This window comes from Geodermatophilus sp. SYSU D01106 (assembly GCF_054049995.1).
This window is the reverse complement of the sequence record NZ_JBJGYM010000015.1, coordinates 37,902-54,399: the sequence shown is the minus strand read 5'-3', so window position 1 is coordinate 54,399 and position 16,498 is coordinate 37,902. Positions and strand designations below refer to the sequence as shown.

The following is a 16,498-nucleotide window of genomic DNA, read 5'->3' as shown; positions in this document are numbered from 1 at the left end:
AGGATCGCAGCACCGATCCAGAACCCCGCCGCCCCGCATCAGGGCGGCGCCGCGCGTCCGACCGGCAACGGTGCCGGTCGATGGAGGTCCCCGTGACACTGCCCGTACCCGACGGCCCCGTGGCCCAGGCCCCGCGCGTGAGCACCTTCCGCACCGACCGCCCCGCCCCCGACCGCAACCTGGCCCTCGAGCTGGTGCGCGTCACCGAGGCCGCCGCCATGGCCGCCGGCCGCTGGGTGGGGCGCGGCGACAAGAACGGCGGCGACGGTGCCGCGGTCGACGCCATGCGCGCGCTGATCGGCACGGTGAGCATGCGCGGCGTCGTCGTCATCGGCGAGGGCGAGAAGGACCAGGCGCCGATGCTCTACAACGGCGAGCAGGTGGGCGACGGCTACGGCCCCGAGTGCGACGTCGCCGTCGACCCGATCGACGGCACCACGCTGATGGCCAAGGGCATGCCCAACGCCATCGCCGTCATGGCGGTGGCCGACCGCGGCGCCATGTACGACCCCTCGGCCGTCTTCTACATGGAGAAGATCGCCGTCGGCCCGGCCGCCGCCGACGCCGTCGACATCACCGCCCCGGTCGCGGAGAACATCCGCCGGGTGGCGAAGGCCAAGCACAGCTCGGTCGCCGACGTCACCGTCTGCATCCTCGACCGCCCGCGGCACGACCAGCTGGTGCACGAGGTCCGCGAGGCCGGCGCGCGCATCCGGTTCATCTCCGACGGCGACGTCGCCGGCGCGATCGCCGCCGCCCGGGAGGGCACCGGCGTCGACATCCTCATGGGCATCGGCGGCACGCCGGAGGGCATCATCGCCGCCTGCGCGCTCAAGTGCATGGGCGGTGCGCTGCAGGGCCGGCTGTGGCCCAAGGACGACGAGGAGCGGCAGAAGGCGGTCGACGCCGGCCACGACCTCGACCGGGTGCTGCAGATCGACGACCTGGTGCGCGGCGACGTCTTCTTCGTGGCCACCGGCATCACCGACGGCGAGCTGCTGCGCGGCGTGCAGTACCGCGCCGGCGGCTGCACCACGCAGTCGCTGGTCATGCGCTCGCGCTCGGGCACCATCCGCTCGATCGACAGCCTGCACTCGCTGGAGAAGCTGCGCGCCTACTCGGCGGTCGCCTTCGACCCGCACCACGACTGACGCACACCGCACGCGAGGACGGCCCCGGGGCGATCGCCTCGGGGCCGTCCTCGTCCGTACCGGTGGCTCAGTCGAGCCGCAGCTCGCAGGTGCCGGCCTGGTACTCGACCCGGCCCGCGCAGGTGCCGCCGTACTGCTCCCAGTCGGAGCCGACCGGGGTGTCGAACCAGAGGTCGTCGCAGACGGCCAGGTCACCGGCGAAGCAGGCGTCGGCCTGCTGCTGCCAGTCGCCCTCCTCGTCGACACCGAGGCCGGTGGGCGGCACCGGGGCCGCCGTCGGGCCGCCGCTGCCGCCGCCGGTGCTCCCGCCGCTGCCGGCCGCGCCGAAGCGCTCCTCGCAGGTGCCGAGGCTCTCGTAGGCGTCGCGCCCGCCGCAGGTGCCGGCGTAGTCCTCCCACGCCGAGTCGATCGGGGTGTCGGCCCACAGGCTGTCGCAGGCGGTCATGTCGCCCGCGTAGCAGGCGTCGGCCTGCTGCTGGAAGTCGCCCTCGGTGTCCTCGCCGAGGCCCACCGGGGGCTGCCCCGCCGGGAGGGCCCCGCCGCCGCCCCCGCCGGGGGTGGTCGAGGAGGACGAGGACGAAGACGAGGAACTCGACGAGGAGCTGGAACTCGACGAGGAGGACGTCGTCGTCGAGGCGGTGGTCGTGGTGGTCGGGTCGGCGACCGTGGAGCCCTCGTCGTCGCGCAGCAAGAAGAACAGCAGCACGCCGAGGCCGGCGATGAGGACGACGCCGACCACGGTGAGGATGACGGCGAGGTTCTTCTTCGGCTTCGGCGCCGGCTGGCCGTAGGGCTGCTGGCCGTAGGGCTGCTGCCCGTACTGGCCGTACTGGGCGTTCGGGTCGTAGCCCTGCTGCCCGTACTGCTGCCCGTACTGGGCGTTCGGGTCGTAGCCCTGCTGGCCGTACTGCTGCCCGTACTGCTGGCCGTACTGGGCGCCCGGGTCGTAGCCCTGCTGCCCGTACTGCTGCCCGTACTGGGCGTTCGGGTCCTGGCCCTGCTGCCCGTACTGCTGCTGCCCGTAGGCGTTCGGGTCGGGCTGGCCGAAGGGGGCCGTCTGCTCGCGCGGGTCGCCCGGCTGGCCGTACTGGCCGGCCTGGAACTGCGAGGTCGGCGGCGCCGGCTGACCGAACTGCGCGGTCGGGTCGTCGGACTGCCCCCAGCCCTGCTGCCCGGGCTGCTGGCCCGCGGGGTCGTTGCCGCCCTGCGGCGGCGTCGGCGGCTGGGACATCGGCGGACTCCTCGGTTCTGGTCGCTGGCGGGGCCAGGCTAGGTCGGGCGATCGGGACGAGCGAGCACCGCCCGGTCACGGGGAGGCGGCGGAGGACGCCACCCGCCCCACGGCTCACGCCAGCCGCGGGGCCCCCTCCGGTGACGTCCCGAACGATCCCCTGACGTGCTGGAACGGACTGGTGCGCGACTTGGGCGGGACCGCAAGCCCGACCCCGTCCAGGGCACCGCCGCGAGCATGCGAGCGGTGGGGAGGACGGGGTCCTCCCTCAGTCCAGCTCGGTGCAGTACGGCACGGTCCAGGCCTTGACCCGGCCGCCGCAGGTGCTGCCGTACTCCTCGTAGTCCGACAGCGGCGCCGACTCCATGTAGAGGTCGTCGCAGGACTGCAGGTCGCCGTCGAAGCACTCCTGCGCGTAGGCGTCGAGCACCGGGTCGGGGCCGAGCTCGCCGGGCGGCACCGGGTCGGTCTGCTCGACCGGCCCGAGGCCGCCGGTGGCGTAGGGGTCGGCGTACCAGGCGGCGTCCTCGCTGACGCCGCCGGACATCGCCTGGCCGATCGCCTCGCCGGCGGCGGTGCCGGCGTCGTCGGCCGCCCCGCGCAGCAGCAGCGCGCCGACGACGGCGGCCAGCACCATGCCGATGACCAGACCCGCGACGACGACGGCGATCCCGCCGGGGCCGAGCGGGCGCGGGGCCGGCGCGGCGGGCACCGCGGGCGCGGCCGGCACGGGGCGGCCGGCGGCCGGCTCCCAGGTGCCCCACGGCGTCCAGCCGCCGGTGGGGGCGGTGCCGTACGCGGAGTCGTGCGGAGGTGTCACGGGGGCTCCTCGGGCGGGGTGGTCCGGCGACGCTAGCCACCCCCGGGGCCGCCGTCCCGCATCCCGACCGGAGCCTCCCCACATGGAGCGGGACCGGGCCTCTCTAGGGTCACGCCAGCAGCAGCGAACCCACCGACACCACACGGGAGCCAGCGTGGCCACCGAGCAGGAATTCCGCGTCGAGCACGACTCCATGGGGGAGGTCCGCGTCCCCGCCTGGGCCAAGTGGCGGGCCCAGACCCAGCGCGCCGTCGAGAACTTCCCGATCTCCGGCACCCCCCTCGAGCGCGAGCTCATCGCCGCGCTGGCCGCCATCAAGGGCGCCGCGGCGCGGGTGAACGCCGACCTCGGCGTCCTCGACCGCGGCGTCGCCGACGCGATCGCCGCCGCGGCCGCGGAGGTCGCCTCCGGCACGTGGGACGACCACTTCCCCATCGACGTCTTCCAGACCGGCTCGGGGACGTCGAGCAACATGAACACCAACGAGGTCCTGGCCACCCTCGCCACCGAGGCCTCGGGCACCCCGGTGCACCCGAACGACCACGTCAACGCCTCGCAGTCGTCCAACGACGTGTTCCCCTCGGCGATCCACGTGGCCGCGACCCGCGCGATCGTGCGCGACCTGGTGCCCGCGCTGCAGCACCTGGAGGCCTCGCTCACGCGCAAGGCCGGGGAGTTCCGCGAGGTCGTCAAGAGCGGCCGCACCCACCTCATGGACGCCACCCCGGTCACCCTCGGCCAGGAGTTCGGCGGGTACGCCGCGGCGGTCCGCTACGGCGTCGAGCGGCTGCAGGCCTCGCTCCCCCGCATCGGCGAGCTGCCGCTGGGCGGCACCGCCGTCGGCACCGGCATCAACACCCCGCCCGGCTTCGCCGCAGCGATCATCGAGCGGCTCGCCGGCGAGCTGGACCTGCCCCTGACCGAGGCCCGCGACCACTTCGAGGCGCAGAGCTCGCGCGACGGGCTGGTGGAGGCCTCCGGCCAGCTGAAGACGATCGCCGTCGGCCTCGTGAAGATCGCCAACGACCTGCGGTGGATGGGCTCGGGCCCGCGCACCGGCCTCGGCGAGATCCAGCTGCCCGACCTGCAGCCGGGCAGCTCGATCATGCCGGGCAAGGTGAACCCGGTGATCCCCGAGGCGGTCATCCAGGTGGCCGCCCAGGTCATCGGCAACGACGCCGCCGTCACCTACGCCGGCACCACCGGCGTCTTCGAGCTCAACGTGACGCTGCCGCTCATGGCGCGCAACGTGCTCGAGTCGATCCGGCTGCTGGCCAACGTCAGCCGGATCCTGGCCGACCGCTGCGTCGACGGGATCGTGGCCAACGTCGAGCAGTGCCGCACCTACGCGGAGTCCTCGCCGTCGATCGTCACGCCGCTGAACAAGTACATCGGCTACGAGGAGGCCGCGAAGGTCGCCAAGCAGTCGCTGGCCGAGCAGAAGACGATCCGCCAGGTGGTGCTCGAGCGCGGCTACGTGGAGCAGGGCAAGCTCACCGAGGCCCAGCTCGACGAGGCCCTCGACGTCCTGTCCATGACCCACCCCTGACGGGCCGCCGGTCCGCTCCGGCGGGGTGGGCGGGAGCCCGCTCCACCCCGCCGGAGGACGGTCGCTGTCGTCGGAGTGGCCGGACGGCGATAGCGTCGGCCCACCATGACCGAGACAGCCAGCACCCCCGAGGTATCCCTCCGGCACCCGGGGGGTGAGCTCCCGCTGCGCACGGTCCCGGCCACGGAGGGCGCCTCCGGGCTCGACGTCTCCAAGCTGATGGCGACGACCGGACAGGTCGCGCTCGACGTCGGCTTCGTGAACACCGCCTCCTGCACGTCGGCGATCACCTACATCGACGGCGACGCGGGCGTCCTGCGCTACCGGGGCTACCCGATCGACCAGCTCGCCGGGAAGGCCAGCTTCCTCGAGGTCACCTACCTGCTGATCCACGGCGAGCTGCCCACCGCCGACCAGCTGGCGGCCTTCGACGACAACCTGCGCCGGCACACCCTCCTGCACGAGGACCTCAAGCAGTTCTTCCAGGGCTTCCCGCGCGACGCGCACCCGATGCCGGTGCTGTCCTCGGCGGTCAGCGCCCTGTCGACCTTCTACCAGGACTCGCTGGACCCCTTCGACCCGCGGCACGTGGAGATCTCCACCGTCCGGCTGCTGGCCAAGCTGCCCACGATCGCCGCCTACGCGTACAAGAAGTCGGTCGGGCAGCCGTTCCTCTACCCCGACAACTCCCTCGGCCTGGTCGAGAACTTCCTGCGGATGACCTTCGGCTTCCCGGCCGAGCCCTACGAGGTCGACCCCGACCTCGCCGCCGCCCTCGACATGCTGTTCGTGCTGCACGCCGACCACGAGCAGAACTGCTCGACGTCGACCGTGCGCCTGGTCGGCTCCTCCCACGCCAACCTGTTCGCCTCGGTCTCGGCCGGCATCAACGCGTTGTTCGGCCCGCTGCACGGCGGGGCCAACCAGTCGGTGCTGGAGATGCTGGAGGCCATCCAGCGCGACGGTGGCGACATCGGCCGGTTCGTGGCGCGGGTGAAGGACAAGGAGCCCGGCGTCAAGCTCATGGGCTTCGGCCACCGGGTCTACAAGAACTACGACCCGCGCGCGGCGATCGTGAAGCAGACCGCCGACACCGTGCTGGACAAGCTGGGCGGTGACAACCAGCTGCTGGACCTCGCGCGCCAGCTCGAGGAGATCGCGCTGTCCGACGACTACTTCGTGCAGCGCAAGCTCTACCCGAACGTCGACTTCTACACCGGCCTCATCTACCGGGCGATGGGCTTCCCGACGCGGATGTTCACCGTGCTGTTCGCCCTCGGCCGGCTGCCCGGCTGGATCGCCCAGTGGCGGGAGATGATCGAGGACCCGACGACGAAGATCGGCCGGCCGCGCCAGGTGTACACCGGCGAGACCGAGCGCGCCTTCGTCCCCATCGGCGAGCGCTGACGGGCGGGCGCCATGGGCAGTGATCCGGCCGAGGACGTCCTGGTCCTGCCACCCATCCCCCTGGCGACCGGCCGGGTGCTGCGCGAGGACGACCGGACGCTGGAGGTGACCGCCGTCGAGGTGGTCGTCTCCACCGCCGACGGCACCCAGCACCGCATCGCGCTGGTCCCCCGGCACGGCGCCTGGTGGGCCCCCGACCGCTGACCTCCCCGTGCGGTCCCGCGGGGACGCACCGCGCACCTCCGCGGGACCGCCCGGCACCCCGGCCGGTCCCCCGACCGGGCGGAACCCCTCCCCCCATGGGGTGAGACCCGCTCCCCCGTCCCTCCTCCGGGTCCCCCGGACGGTCGATCTGACGGCGAGCGCTCCAGCACGGAGCGCGGCCAGCCAGCCGAGACCGCCCGGGGGACCAGACCGTGCCCGCTCCACGCACGACCGCCTCCCCGCGCACCTCCGCCCCCCGCCGCGAGCTCACCCCCCGCGAGGCCGAGGCCCTGCGCGCCCTGCTCGCCGCCCGCGCCGCCGGCACCCCCGGCACCGCGACCGCCCGGCCCGCGACCGCCCGGCCCGCCGCCAGGACGACGTCGGCGGGCAAGAAGAGGACGGCCCGGAAGAAGGCCCGGCGGGCCCCCGCCCGCCGCCCGGCGTCCGCTCCCCGCGAGCGCGGCCCCTGGCGCACCCGGCTGCTCGTCGTCGGCCTGGCCACCCTGCTCGTGCCGGCGGTGAGCGTCCTCCTCGCCCCCGCCACCTCCGCGCCCGGCTCGGCCACCGTCGCTCCCGACCCCGCGGGGCTGGCGCTGGCCGCCCGCAGCACCCTGCTGCAGGACGCCGACGCCTACCGCCGGCTGCAGGCCGAGATCGACGGCCGCCGCGCCGAGCTGGCCACCGCGGAGGCCGCCGAGCTGGCCGCCCGCGCCGCCGTCGCCGCCGAGCAGGTCACCGTCGGCGACGTCGCGGCCGACCTCTACCGCGCGAGCGCGACCCGCCGGATGCCGGTGCTCGGCCTCGAGGCCACCACCCCCGGCACGACCTCGGGCGTCCTGCAGCTGCAGGCGCTGGCCGACCGGGCCGCCGTCGAGCGCGAGGCCGTCGTCGTCCGGGCGCAGCGGGCCGAGGCCGCCGCGGAGGCCGCGGCCGCCCGCGTCGCCCGGGCGCAGGCCGCCGTCGACGCCGCCACCGCGCAGGCCCGCACGCTGCTGGCCGGCGTCCGGGAGACCGCCGACGACCTCGGCCTCGACGTCGCCGCGCAGCTCGCGGCGCTGGACACCGTCCCGTCGGCAGGCGCGCAGCAGCAGCGCAACGCCGCCGCGCTGCAGCGCTGGCAGGGGTACCTCGCCGAGCTGGCGTCCGCCGGGATCGAGCCGCCGTCGGCCGCCGAGCTGGCCGACCCGGCCGCGCTGCCCGCCGGCTTCTCCCCCGCCCTCGACGCGGCCGGCCAGGCCGTTCCAGGTTTGGCCTGGGCCGTGGCGGGCAACCGCCCGGTGACCGTGCTCCCCGCCGAGACCGTCGCGGCCGTCAGCAGCGCGCTGGCGCAGGCCGGACGGCCCTACGCCGAGGGTTCCGCCGGGCCGGACGCCTACGACTGCGGCGGGCTGACCGCGGCGTCGTGGCTGCTGGCCGGGTACGACCTGCCGGCCACCGCCGCCGGGCAGTGGGCCGCGGCGACCGTGGTCCCGGCCTCGCAGATGCAGGTCGGCGACCTGGTGGTCTCCGACGGCGGTCAGGACGTGGCGCTGTACCTGGGTTCCGGCGAGGTGCTGGGCGCCTCGGCCGCCACCTACCGGGTCGGCGTCCACCCGCTGCCCGAGGACGCCCGTGCCGTGCGGGTGACCCTGCCTGCCCCGGCGCAGCCGAACGCGCCGCTGCCGGCGACGGCGTCGGGCCGCGGTGCCTGCGGCGCTCCCCCGGCGCCGGCCGGGCCGGTCAGCCCCGCCTGGGGCGGCTGGACCAACGGCCGCATCCCCGCCGAGGCGCTGTGCTCGATCACCCGCGGTCACGCGCTGCGCTGCGACGCGGCGGCCGGGTACGCGGCCCTGGCGTCGGCCTACGAGGCGGAGTTCGGCACGCCGCTGTGCATCACCGACTCCTACCGGTCGATGGCCGCGCAGCAGGACGCGTTCCGCCGCAAGCCGGCCCTGGCCGCGGTGCCGGGCACCTCGAACCACGGCTGGGCGCTGGCGGTGGACCTGTGCGGCGGCGTGCACGTCGCGGGCACCGCGCAGTGGACCTGGATGACGCAGAACGCGGGCCGGTTCGGCTTCGTCAACCCCGACTGGGCCCGGCCCGGCGGCGAGAAGCCCGAGCCGTGGCACTGGGAGTTCGGCGACCTGCTCGACTGAGGAAGGACCAGGCAGAGGAAGCTGTCCGCACGTCCTGGCGCGCGGGACGTGGGTAGAGCTTCCCATGCCTCGTTCAGAGCCAGCGGAGGGCGGCGAGGCCCGACCAGGGGAGGCGCACGCAGGCCTCCCCGGTGAGCCCGGCGAGCCGGTCGGCCACGCCCTCGGCGGCGCAGGCCACCGGGCGCATCGGCGTCACGACCACCTGGGGCTCGCGCAGCCGCAGGCCGGCGTCGGCGATCCGCCCGAGCAGCCGCTCGGGCGCGGCCAGCGCGGCGGTGGCCAGCATCGGGGCGCCGGGGTGCGACCACAGCGCCACCGGGCCCTCCACCCGCAGCACGCCCCCGGCGTCGGCCGCGCGGGCCGTGGCGTCGGCGCGGGCGCGGGTGACGACGGCGGCGTCGGCGCGGTCGGACGGCGTCCACGCCACGGTGCGCTCACCGCGGCGGACGACGACCCGCCAGCCGACGGCCGACCGCCCGTCGTCGGTCCAGTCCAGGACGGCGACGCCGGCGCGCAGGGCGGCCCCGTCGGTCACCGGGCGGCGGGCGACCACGCGGGTCAGCGCCTCGCCGACGCCGTCGGGGGTCGGGGCGACGCCGGCGTCGGTCATGTCCTCGGCGAGGTCGCGCAGCGACAGCCGGGTGCGGCGCTCGTCCTCGGCGAGGACCAGCACCGGGCCGCGGGCCGGGTCGCTCAGCACGGCGGCGCGCAGGCCGCCGGTGGCGAGGCCGGGCAGCACCGCGGCGGCGGCGGCCCGGACGTCGTCGACGGCGACGGGGGCCGGCCGCAGCCGGGCGAGCAGCCCGGCGGAGACGCGGGCGGGGCGCTCCGGCCTCACGCGCGGCGCCCGGCGAGCGTGGCGCGCAGCGGCGCGGACAGCGACCCGAGGGCCAGCACGCTGGCGTGCTCGGCGGCCGACAGCCGCACGGGCAGGACGTCGTCGGCCCAGCCGGTCACCCGGCGGACCCGGGCGGCGGGCGCGGGCCAGACCGCGTCGCGGGCGGCGGCCACGTGGAGCTCGGTGAGCACGTCGGCGAGGTGCACCGCGGCGACCGGGTGCAGGAGGCCGGCGGCCAGCTCGGCGCGGACGACGCCGGCGAGCTCCTCGCGGTCGTCGCCCGACAGCCAGTGCGGGAGCAGGACGACGGCCGGGTCACCCGCAGGCAGCACGCTCACCGCTTCCCCTCCCCGTCGGTGCCCACGGGTCCGCCCGGCCGGCTCGTGCGGCACGTCGGCGGGGCCCCGTGGTCTTGCGTCTCCTACATCGGCAGTCCGGCGCCGGGATGGACCCGGTGGAAGCGGACTCCTCCGTGCCGTTTACGCGCGCGTCACTCGGAGAGCTCGGTGAGCCGGTCCTTGAGGGCGCGCTCGACGCGGTCGGCGTGGACGTTCATGTTGCGGACCGAGGTGCCGAGGTCCGCCGAGACCTGGGTCTTCGTCTGCCCGCCCCAGGTCGTCAGGTACCAGGTGGCCCAGCCGAGCACGTTCGGCTGCGCGGCGCGCTGGCCGCGGGCTGCGGTGGGGTCGGGGGCGCAGGCGGCGGTCAGCGCGTGCGACAGCAGCGTCTGGTCGGCCTCGTCCATGATCTGGTCGGGCGCCTCGTCGCTGTCGGGCACGAGCACCTCGGCCGCGCCGTCGGGACCGCCGTCGAGCGACTGCAGGTTGCGCAGCCCGTTGAGGGTGGCGACGGTCTGCGAGTTGCGGCGCAGCGTGGCGACGCTCTGCCCCATGTACTCGGCGAGCTCGCGCTCGCTGGGCCGGCGCTGGTGCTCGGCCTGGAAGGCGGCCAGCGCCTTCTGCTGCCGGTTCTCGGTGTCGGCGGCGGTGCGGCCGTGGGCGCTGCGGCCCAGGTCGTGCACCCACTTGGACAGCTGGGTGGCCAGGAACGCGCCGAACGGGACGCCCTTGGTCTCGTCGTACTGGCCGACCGCCTTGAGGACCCACTCGGCGACCTGCTGGTAGAGGTCGTCGGGGTCGGGCACGTGCATGCGCAGGGTGCTGGCGTTGCGCTGCAGCCGCTTGAGGCTCAGCGGCTGGTAGTGCCGGCACAGGTCCTCGAGGAAGGCCGGCGGCAGGTCGCGGGGCGCGCGGCGGCGGACGGCCGCCTCGGCGCGCAGGCCCACGGTGCCGATGTCGCGGCCGGCGCACCAGGCGCGGATCCAGTCGGCGAGCACCTGGCCCTGCCCGCACGGGCCGTCGACCCGGTACAGGCCCTCGCCCTCGTCGTGGCTGACCGTGACGCCGTCGGGCAGGTCGGCGCGGAACTCGGCGAGCGGCAGGTCGCGGTCCACGCGGAAGTGCACGCGGTCGCGGGCGGTGATCGGGACGGCCGCGAAGCCCTCGGCCTCGGGGACACCGCCGAAGACGAGCGGCGCACGGCCGGGGGCGTCGGCGCCGGAGTCGGCGGGCCGGTCGGCGGTGGTCGGGTCGGTCGCGAGGGTGCTCACCGGGAACTCCAAGTCGATCGCGGGGAAGGCGATGGCGAGGTGCTGGCGGCCCCGTCCAGGGGCCCGCCACGAGCGTGCGAGTGGTGGGGAGGACGGGGTCCTTCTGCTGCAGGGGCCCGCCCCGAGCGGAGCGAGGGGTGGGGAGCAGGAGGGTCCTTCGTTACGCGGGGACGCGCTCGGCGTGCGCCGGCAGGGCCGGGGCGAGGCCGGGGTCGCCGGCGTGCAGCAGGGCCTCGGCCGCGGCGCGCTCGGCGGGAGCGGGCTCGGCGGCGTAGACCGGCATGTGGTCGTAGAGGACCGTGAAGACGTCGCTGACGAAGGCGTAGGCGGCCTGCGCCTGCGGGGAGAAGCGCGCGATCGCCTCGCGCGGGCCCAGCTCGACGCCGACGGTCACGCGGACGACGCGCTCGTCCTTGGCCAGGCCGGTGATCGCGAAGGCGACGGCCGGGTGCGCGGCGGCCAGGGCCGACAGCTCGGCCAGGCAGCGCCGGGTGGACCCGCGCCGCGGCCGCAGCTGGACGTGGACCACCACGGTCTCGTCGGCCTGCTGGGTCTCTGCCATCACGCTCTGCTGCATCTCCATCGCCCCCTGTGTCGTGCTCGAGGGCAACTCTGTCGCATGAGCGGACGGTGACGGGCACACAACTCGCCGTGTGCTGCGCAATGTGCGGGGCGACCTTCGTCAGGTCTTGCCCTCGCGGACGGGGAGGACGGTCCGGCGGGTCCGCGCACCGGCGAGAGTTGCCGAGACGCGGACCCGCCGTCCGTGCGAGTCGTTCAGCGCCCGCGCGCCTCCGGCGGGGCGGGCTGCGCGACGGGCTCCGCGGCCGGGGTCTCCGGGGCGCCGGCGCCGGTCGCCGGGCCGCTCGCGGGGGCCGGCGCGAAGGCGGCGAGGGCGCCCAGCGTGTCGGCGGTGACCTGGGCGGCGAGCAGGTTGGCCTCGGCGATCTGCCGGTAGACCTCCTCGCGGTGGATGGTCACCTCGCGGGGGGCCTTGAAGCCGAGGCGGACGGTGCCGCCCCGGACCTCGACGACGTGGACCTCGATGTCGTCGCCGATGCGGATGGTCTCGCCGACGCTGCGGGTGAGAGTGAGCACGGGTACCCCTCCATGGGTGTGTGTTGGCCTCCGTGGCATACCCGCCGGGGGCGGGGATCGGAACGGCGGTGCCGCTCCCTCTTCCTATCGGCGCAGGGGACGCCGGATCGGATGACGGCTGTCGGGCAGCAGCACCTGGGCCGCCCGCCAGTTCGCCGGGTTGAGCACGACCGGTGCGCGGAGGTTCGCCGTCGCGTGCGCGACGCCCTCCGCCGGGACGGTCACCAGCGCCAGCAGCGTGGCGTCGGCGGCGTCGTCGAGGTCGAGGTCGGCCAGCACCTGCCGGGGCAGGGCGGGCGCGTAGTCCGGGAAGTACCGGGCCGGGGGGATGGCCAGGAACCGCGGACCGTCGGCGTCCATCGACTGCAGCCAGAACAGCAGGCCGTCCCCGTCGGCCGTGACGAGCACGTAGTCGCGGAAGTCGGGGAAGCCGGGCAGGGGGGCCACCATGCCGAGCAGCGGCATCGTGACGACGGGAGCCAGCGTCACCGGAGGAAGTCCACGAGCGAGGGCTGGATGACCTTGGCGGTGGCCGAGAGGGCGGCCTGGTAGCCGGTCTCCTGCAAGTTGAGCTCCATGATCGTCCTCGGTAGGTCGATCTCCTCGACCTCGCTGAGCTGCGCCTTGAGCGACAGCTGGCGATCGCTGTTGACCTGCTCGATGGACTCGAGCCGGGCCGCGCGTGAGCCGATGTCCGCCGCCGCGGTGAGCAGCCGGTCCATGGCGCCGTCCAGCGCCTCCAGGTCCCCGGTGAGGCCGTCGGGGTCACCCGTGACGTGCAGGGCGATGTCGGCGACCACCGCGAGGAGGTCCTTGCCCTTGAGCGGGTCACCGAGGACCTCGGGTCCGGTGATGTCCACGCGGAGCACCTCGCGATCGGACACCCGCCGGTTCTGCGGGACGGTCAGCGACTGCTCGTCGCCGTTCGCGTCCACGTAGCTGCCGCCGATCCCGACGAAGGCCCCGGCGTCGTCGTACGCCTTCGCGCCCGGCGTCGGGCCGCCGAAGAGCGGCCGGCCGTTGACCGTCTGGTTGGCGAGGCCGAGCAGGCTCGAGCGGAGGGACTCCACCTCGGTGGCGATGGCGGTCCTGGACGACTCGGACATGGACCCACCGTTGAGTCCCTGCACCGTCAGGTCCCGCACGCGCCGCACCTGCTGCAGCATCGTCTCGACGGTGCTGTCGGCGGCATCGAGCCATGACCTGCCGTCGGAGATGTTCCGCGCCTGCTGTGCGGTCGCGCTCTGGTCCTGCCGGACCTGCATGGCGCGGTTGACACCGGTGGGCGAATCGGACGGGGCGTTGAGCTGCCGGCCGGAGGTGAGCTGCTCCTGCAGCCTGCCGATGGCCGACAGGTTCTTGTTGAGCCCGACGAGGCTGGTCTCGGCGATGGCGCGCTGGGTGATCCGCATCAGCCGCGACCCACCAGACCGGTCCCGTTGATGAGCGTGTTCAGCGCCTCGTCGATCGCGGTGACCAGCCGGGCCGCTGCACTGTAGGCGTGCTGGTACGAGAGCATGTTGGTCATCTCCTCGTCGAGACTCACCCCGGAGACCCCCTCACGGGCGGCGTCCACGCGGTCCGAGATCACGCTCTGGACCTCGAGGTCCCGCGTCGCCACGGCCGAGCTGACCCCGAGCCGGACGATGAGCTCGCGGTAGCCGGCGTCGACGCCCTTCGGGTCCAGGCTGAGTGCGAACAGGGCGTCGGCGTTGTCGCCGTTCACGGTCGCGGCACCGGCCGGCCCCGCCGTGGAGGCGGCCACCCTGCGGGGGTCGGTGACGCGGACGGTGATGTTGGCGGCGTTCACGAGGTCGGCGTCGACCGTCCCGCTTCCGGGCCCGTTCCCGAGCAGCGCCCCGCCGACCCTGCCGTCGAGGTCCAGACCGTCGTCATGGGCGTCGTTGAGGGTCCGCGCCAGGCCGCTGGCGACCGCGTCGAGCGCCGCACGGGACTGCGGCAGGGTCCTGGACAGGACCTCGAGCTGGCCACCGGCCGTGCCGTCCGCCGCGAGAGCGGTGCCGCCGGGAACGGTCAGCAGTCGAGGCGGCTGCGTGCCCACGTCCGCGAGGCCGTCGGCACCCGAGAGCCGCAGACCGGTCGAACTGGTCCCGGTGACGAGCGTCGTGCCGCCGACGGACACGGTCACCGAGCCGTCCTGCGCGGAAATGCTCGTCGCCCCGATCTGCCGGGCCAGGGTCTGTACCAGCGCGTCACGCTGGTCCGAGAGCTCGTTGGCCGGCATGCCCGCCTGCGTCGCGAGGGAGATCTGTCCGTTGAGCTTCGCGATCGAGGTGATCGTCGCGTTCGCGTCGTCGACCAGGGACCTCAGCGACGCCCGGGTGTCGGTCCACTGCTGGTCGAGGCTGGCCGCCGTGGTCCGGATGCCGGAGGCGAGCGTCTCGAGCCGCTCGAGGACCTGACTGCGGGCGGCGAGTTCCGTGGGGTTGTTGGAGACGTCGCTCCAGCCGGCCCACATCTCCGCCAGCATGTTCTGGATGCCGGTGTCCCCCGGCTCCCGGTACGCCGCCTCGATCTGCGACAGCGCGTCGCTCTGCGCCGTCAACCGGGCGGTCGCCGCTCCCTCGGTGTGCGCACGTGCCTCGAGGAACGCGTCGCGGATGCGGATCACCGCGTCCGAGTCGACCCCCGACCCGATCCCGTCACTGACCGAGTGGACGGCGGGGGTGACGGCGCCGTTCATGGACTGCTGCTCGACGCGCTGCCGGGTGTACCCGGCGGTGTTGACGTTGGCGATGTTCTGCCCGGAGACGTCGAGGCCGCGCTGGGCGGCCCACAGTGCCGTGGTCGCACGGCTGATCCCACCGAAGGTGCTCACAGCGCACCGTCCAGGGTCACTGCACGGCTCGAGACGCCGGTCGCCCGGCCGGTGGCGCCGTAGGTGCCCGCCGAGGCCTGGCGGCCCGACAGCAGGGCGTCGCCGATGGCAGCGAGGCCGCCCTCGATGAGCTCGCGGTTGGCGTCGGAGAGGCTGCGCAGGTCGGTGACGAGGACCAGCAGGGCCTCGTGGTGCTTGGCCAGCAGGTCGTTCCACGGCGCCGGGGCGGCGTCGGCGAGCTGGCGCAGCGACGGGTTGACCCCGGTGCCCAGCCGCACGGCCAGCGCCTCGGTGGCGGCGGCCCGCTCCACCTCGAGGGTGCGCAGCTGGTCGAGCACGACCTCGATCTCGTGGGCGATGCGCGCCAGCCAGCGCGTCTTGCCCGACAGGATCAGGTACTGCTTCTCCTCCGCCTTGAACAGCAGCAGGTCGAGCAGCTCCTGCTCGCGCCACAGCAGCGTCGACAGGTGCTGGAAGTCCACCTCGTCACCGCCTCCCCACGTCTCCGGCGGTGGTCCCCGCCGTCTGTGATCTCGCGGTTCCAGGCTCGGCAGCGGGCAACCGGCCCTCAAGCCGAGTTCCCAGGATTGGCAGTAGTTGTGCGTCGGCCGACGTCCCGGGTCTGCCGAGTAGGGGACCGTGCCAGCTGCCCGCTCCCAGGTCACCGATCGCCCGGTCACCTCGCACCCCGCTTCCCCGCCGCCGAGCACCGCTGTGCGGTCCCCGGCCGAGGTCGAGTCGCTCGTGACCGAGCACCTCCCGCTGTGCTCGTTCGCGGTCAACGCGGTGGCCTCGCGCATCTCGCTCCCCGGACACGTGAGCCGCGAGGACCTCCTCTCCTGCGCCAAGGTCGCGCTGGTCGAGGTGGCCCGACGGTTCGACCCGTCGGCCGGCGCCACGTTCGCCACCTACGCGCTCCCTCGGCTGCAGGGCGCCGTCCTCGACGAGCTGCGCTCGGGCGACTGGGCCAGCCGGTCCGTGCGTGCCGCCGCGCGGCGCAGCGACGCCGCCGCCGACGCGCTGACCATCCAGCTCGGTCGCCCACCCACGCGAGAGGAACTCGCCGAGAGCCTGGGCGTGCGGCGCGAGGACCTCGAGGCGCTGCAGGTCGACGTGCACCGTGCGGTGATGGTGAGCATCGACGCGGAGACCGGGACCGAGGGCGGGACGCTGGACCTCCCGGATCCCGGCGAGTCCCCCGAACGCGCGCTGTTGCGTGGGGAGCGGGCCCGCTACCTGCAGGACGCCATCCGGGCCCTGCCCGACCGGCTCGACGAGGTCGTCGACCGGAACTTCTTCGGTGGCGAGTCCCTCACCGACATCGCCACCGACCTCGGCGTCACCCTCTCCCGCGTCTCGCAGATGCGGGCGCGGGCGCTGACGCTGCTCCACGCGGCGATGAGCGAGGTGTGGGAGGGCCGGGTCGTCCCTGCGGACGGGGGCGTCCGCGCGCGGAACCAGCAGCGTCAGTACGTGGACCGCGTGGCCGGCCGCGCCGTGCCCACCATCCCCGCGCCGCGCTGGGCGCCCGTCCGGGCCGGCTGGCAGTCGGCCTACGGGGCCTCTCGACCCGCCTGACCCTCCCGATCCGGACCGTCACATCCCCTGCCCACGAAG

General features: G+C 74.8%; 17 protein-coding genes. 6 read left to right on the top strand and 11 right to left on the bottom strand.

Annotated features, from left to right (window positions below):
- Positions 1–92 precede the first annotated feature (92 nt).
- Positions 93–1,151, top strand: coding sequence for a class II fructose-bisphosphatase (gene glpX / locus ACI78R_RS16070; protein ID WP_217651111.1), 1,059 nt, complete (start codon positions 93–95; stop codon positions 1,149–1,151).
- A 67-nt stretch (positions 1,152–1,218) separates the two neighbouring features.
- Here the strand turns inward: glpX and ACI78R_RS16065 are convergent, their stop codons facing one another.
- Entirely contained in the window at positions 1,219–2,382 is a 1,164-nt protein-coding gene (locus ACI78R_RS16065; protein ID WP_457041431.1) for a hypothetical protein, read from the bottom strand.
- Positions 2,383–2,650: 268 nt separating this feature from the next.
- Positions 2,651–3,202, bottom strand: a complete 552-nt coding sequence (locus ACI78R_RS16060; RefSeq protein WP_457041430.1) for a hypothetical protein — start codon at positions 3,200–3,202, stop codon at positions 2,651–2,653.
- Between the two features lie 154 nt (positions 3,203–3,356).
- On the opposite strand from ACI78R_RS16060, the gene ACI78R_RS16055 reads away from it, so the two are divergent.
- The 4 genes from ACI78R_RS16055 to ACI78R_RS16040 all read left to right on the top strand — a co-directional run bounded on the left by ACI78R_RS16055 (position 3,357) and on the right by ACI78R_RS16040 (position 8,497).
- Positions 3,357–4,751, top strand: coding sequence for a class II fumarate hydratase (locus ACI78R_RS16055; protein WP_457041429.1), 1,395 nt, complete (start codon positions 3,357–3,359; stop codon positions 4,749–4,751).
- Positions 4,752–4,856: 105 nt separating this feature from the next.
- A complete protein-coding gene (locus ACI78R_RS16050; protein WP_073418671.1) occupies positions 4,857–6,158 on the top strand; it encodes a citrate synthase in 1,302 nt (433 codons plus the stop codon).
- Between the two features lie 12 nt (positions 6,159–6,170).
- On the top strand, positions 6,171–6,362 hold the full coding sequence (locus ACI78R_RS16045) for a hypothetical protein (protein WP_336032794.1): 192 nt from the start codon (positions 6,171–6,173) through the stop codon (positions 6,360–6,362).
- A gap of 212 nt (positions 6,363–6,574) precedes the next feature.
- On the top strand, positions 6,575–8,497 hold the full coding sequence (locus ACI78R_RS16040; RefSeq protein WP_457041428.1) for an NlpC/P60 family protein: 1,923 nt from the start codon (positions 6,575–6,577) through the stop codon (positions 8,495–8,497).
- Between the two features lie 73 nt (positions 8,498–8,570).
- On the opposite strand, the gene ACI78R_RS16035 is transcribed toward ACI78R_RS16040, so the two are convergent.
- From ACI78R_RS16035 to ACI78R_RS15995, 9 genes are all read right to left on the bottom strand, one after another.
- Positions 8,571–9,335 carry a hypothetical protein gene (locus ACI78R_RS16035; RefSeq protein ID WP_457041427.1) on the bottom strand — a complete coding sequence of 255 codons (765 nt, stop codon included), beginning with the start codon at positions 9,333–9,335 and terminating at the stop codon, positions 8,571–8,573.
- Positions 9,332–9,673 (bottom strand): hypothetical protein, encoded by a 342-nt coding sequence (locus ACI78R_RS16030; RefSeq protein WP_073418668.1) that lies wholly within the window; start codon positions 9,671–9,673, stop codon positions 9,332–9,334. Before ACI78R_RS16030 ends, ACI78R_RS16035 begins: the two co-directional genes overlap by 4 nt.
- 152 nt (positions 9,674–9,825) lie before the next feature.
- Positions 9,826–10,944, bottom strand: coding sequence for a sigma-70 family RNA polymerase sigma factor (locus tag ACI78R_RS16025; protein ID WP_073418667.1), 1,119 nt, complete (start codon positions 10,942–10,944; stop codon positions 9,826–9,828).
- A gap of 160 nt (positions 10,945–11,104) precedes the next feature.
- Positions 11,105–11,506 carry a hypothetical protein gene (locus ACI78R_RS16020; protein WP_245794268.1) on the bottom strand — a complete coding sequence of 134 codons (402 nt, stop codon included), beginning with the start codon at positions 11,504–11,506 and terminating at the stop codon, positions 11,105–11,107.
- A gap of 215 nt (positions 11,507–11,721) precedes the next feature.
- Positions 11,722–12,042 (bottom strand): carbon storage regulator CsrA, encoded by a 321-nt coding sequence (gene csrA / locus ACI78R_RS16015; protein ID WP_457041426.1) that lies wholly within the window; start codon positions 12,040–12,042, stop codon positions 11,722–11,724.
- Positions 12,043–12,126: 84 nt separating this feature from the next.
- Positions 12,127–12,531 (bottom strand): flagellar assembly protein FliW, encoded by a 405-nt coding sequence (fliW, locus tag ACI78R_RS16010; protein ID WP_457041425.1) that lies wholly within the window; start codon positions 12,529–12,531, stop codon positions 12,127–12,129.
- On the bottom strand, positions 12,528–13,454 hold the full coding sequence (locus ACI78R_RS16005) for a flagellin N-terminal helical domain-containing protein (RefSeq protein WP_457041424.1): 927 nt from the start codon (positions 13,452–13,454) through the stop codon (positions 12,528–12,530). Before ACI78R_RS16005 ends, fliW begins: the two co-directional genes overlap by 4 nt.
- Positions 13,454–14,881, bottom strand: a complete 1,428-nt coding sequence (flgK, locus tag ACI78R_RS16000; protein ID WP_457041423.1) for a flagellar hook-associated protein FlgK — start codon at positions 14,879–14,881, stop codon at positions 13,454–13,456. The genes ACI78R_RS16005 and flgK overlap by 1 nt, the downstream gene beginning before the upstream one ends.
- Positions 14,878–15,363, bottom strand: coding sequence for a flagellar protein FlgN (locus ACI78R_RS15995; protein WP_457041422.1), 486 nt, complete (start codon positions 15,361–15,363; stop codon positions 14,878–14,880). Before ACI78R_RS15995 ends, flgK begins: the two co-directional genes overlap by 4 nt.
- Positions 15,364–15,625: 262 nt before the next feature.
- On the opposite strand from ACI78R_RS15995, the gene ACI78R_RS15990 reads away from it, so the two are divergent.
- Positions 15,626–16,459 carry a sigma-70 family RNA polymerase sigma factor gene (locus tag ACI78R_RS15990; RefSeq protein WP_457041421.1) on the top strand — a complete coding sequence of 278 codons (834 nt, stop codon included), beginning with the start codon at positions 15,626–15,628 and terminating at the stop codon, positions 16,457–16,459.
- The last annotated feature ends 39 nt before the right edge of the window (positions 16,460–16,498 follow it).

Excerpts from the sequence above, each read along its gene's own strand:
- ACI78R_RS16065 (WP_457041431.1), bottom strand. The coding sequence starts at position 2,382 with ATGTCCCAGCCGCCGACGCCGCCGCAGGGCGGCAACGACCCCGCGGGC.
- ACI78R_RS16045 (WP_336032794.1), top strand. The coding sequence starts at position 6,171 with ATGGGCAGTGATCCGGCCGAGGACGTCCTGGTCCTGCCACCCATCCCC.
- ACI78R_RS16005 (WP_457041424.1), bottom strand. The coding sequence starts at position 13,454 with ATGCGGATCACCCAGCGCGCCATCGCCGAGACCAGCCTCGTCGGGCTC.
- ACI78R_RS16020 (WP_245794268.1), bottom strand. The coding sequence starts at position 11,506 with ATGGCAGAGACCCAGCAGGCCGACGAGACCGTGGTGGTCCACGTCCAG.
- ACI78R_RS16050 (WP_073418671.1), top strand. The coding sequence starts at position 4,857 with ATGACCGAGACAGCCAGCACCCCCGAGGTATCCCTCCGGCACCCGGGG.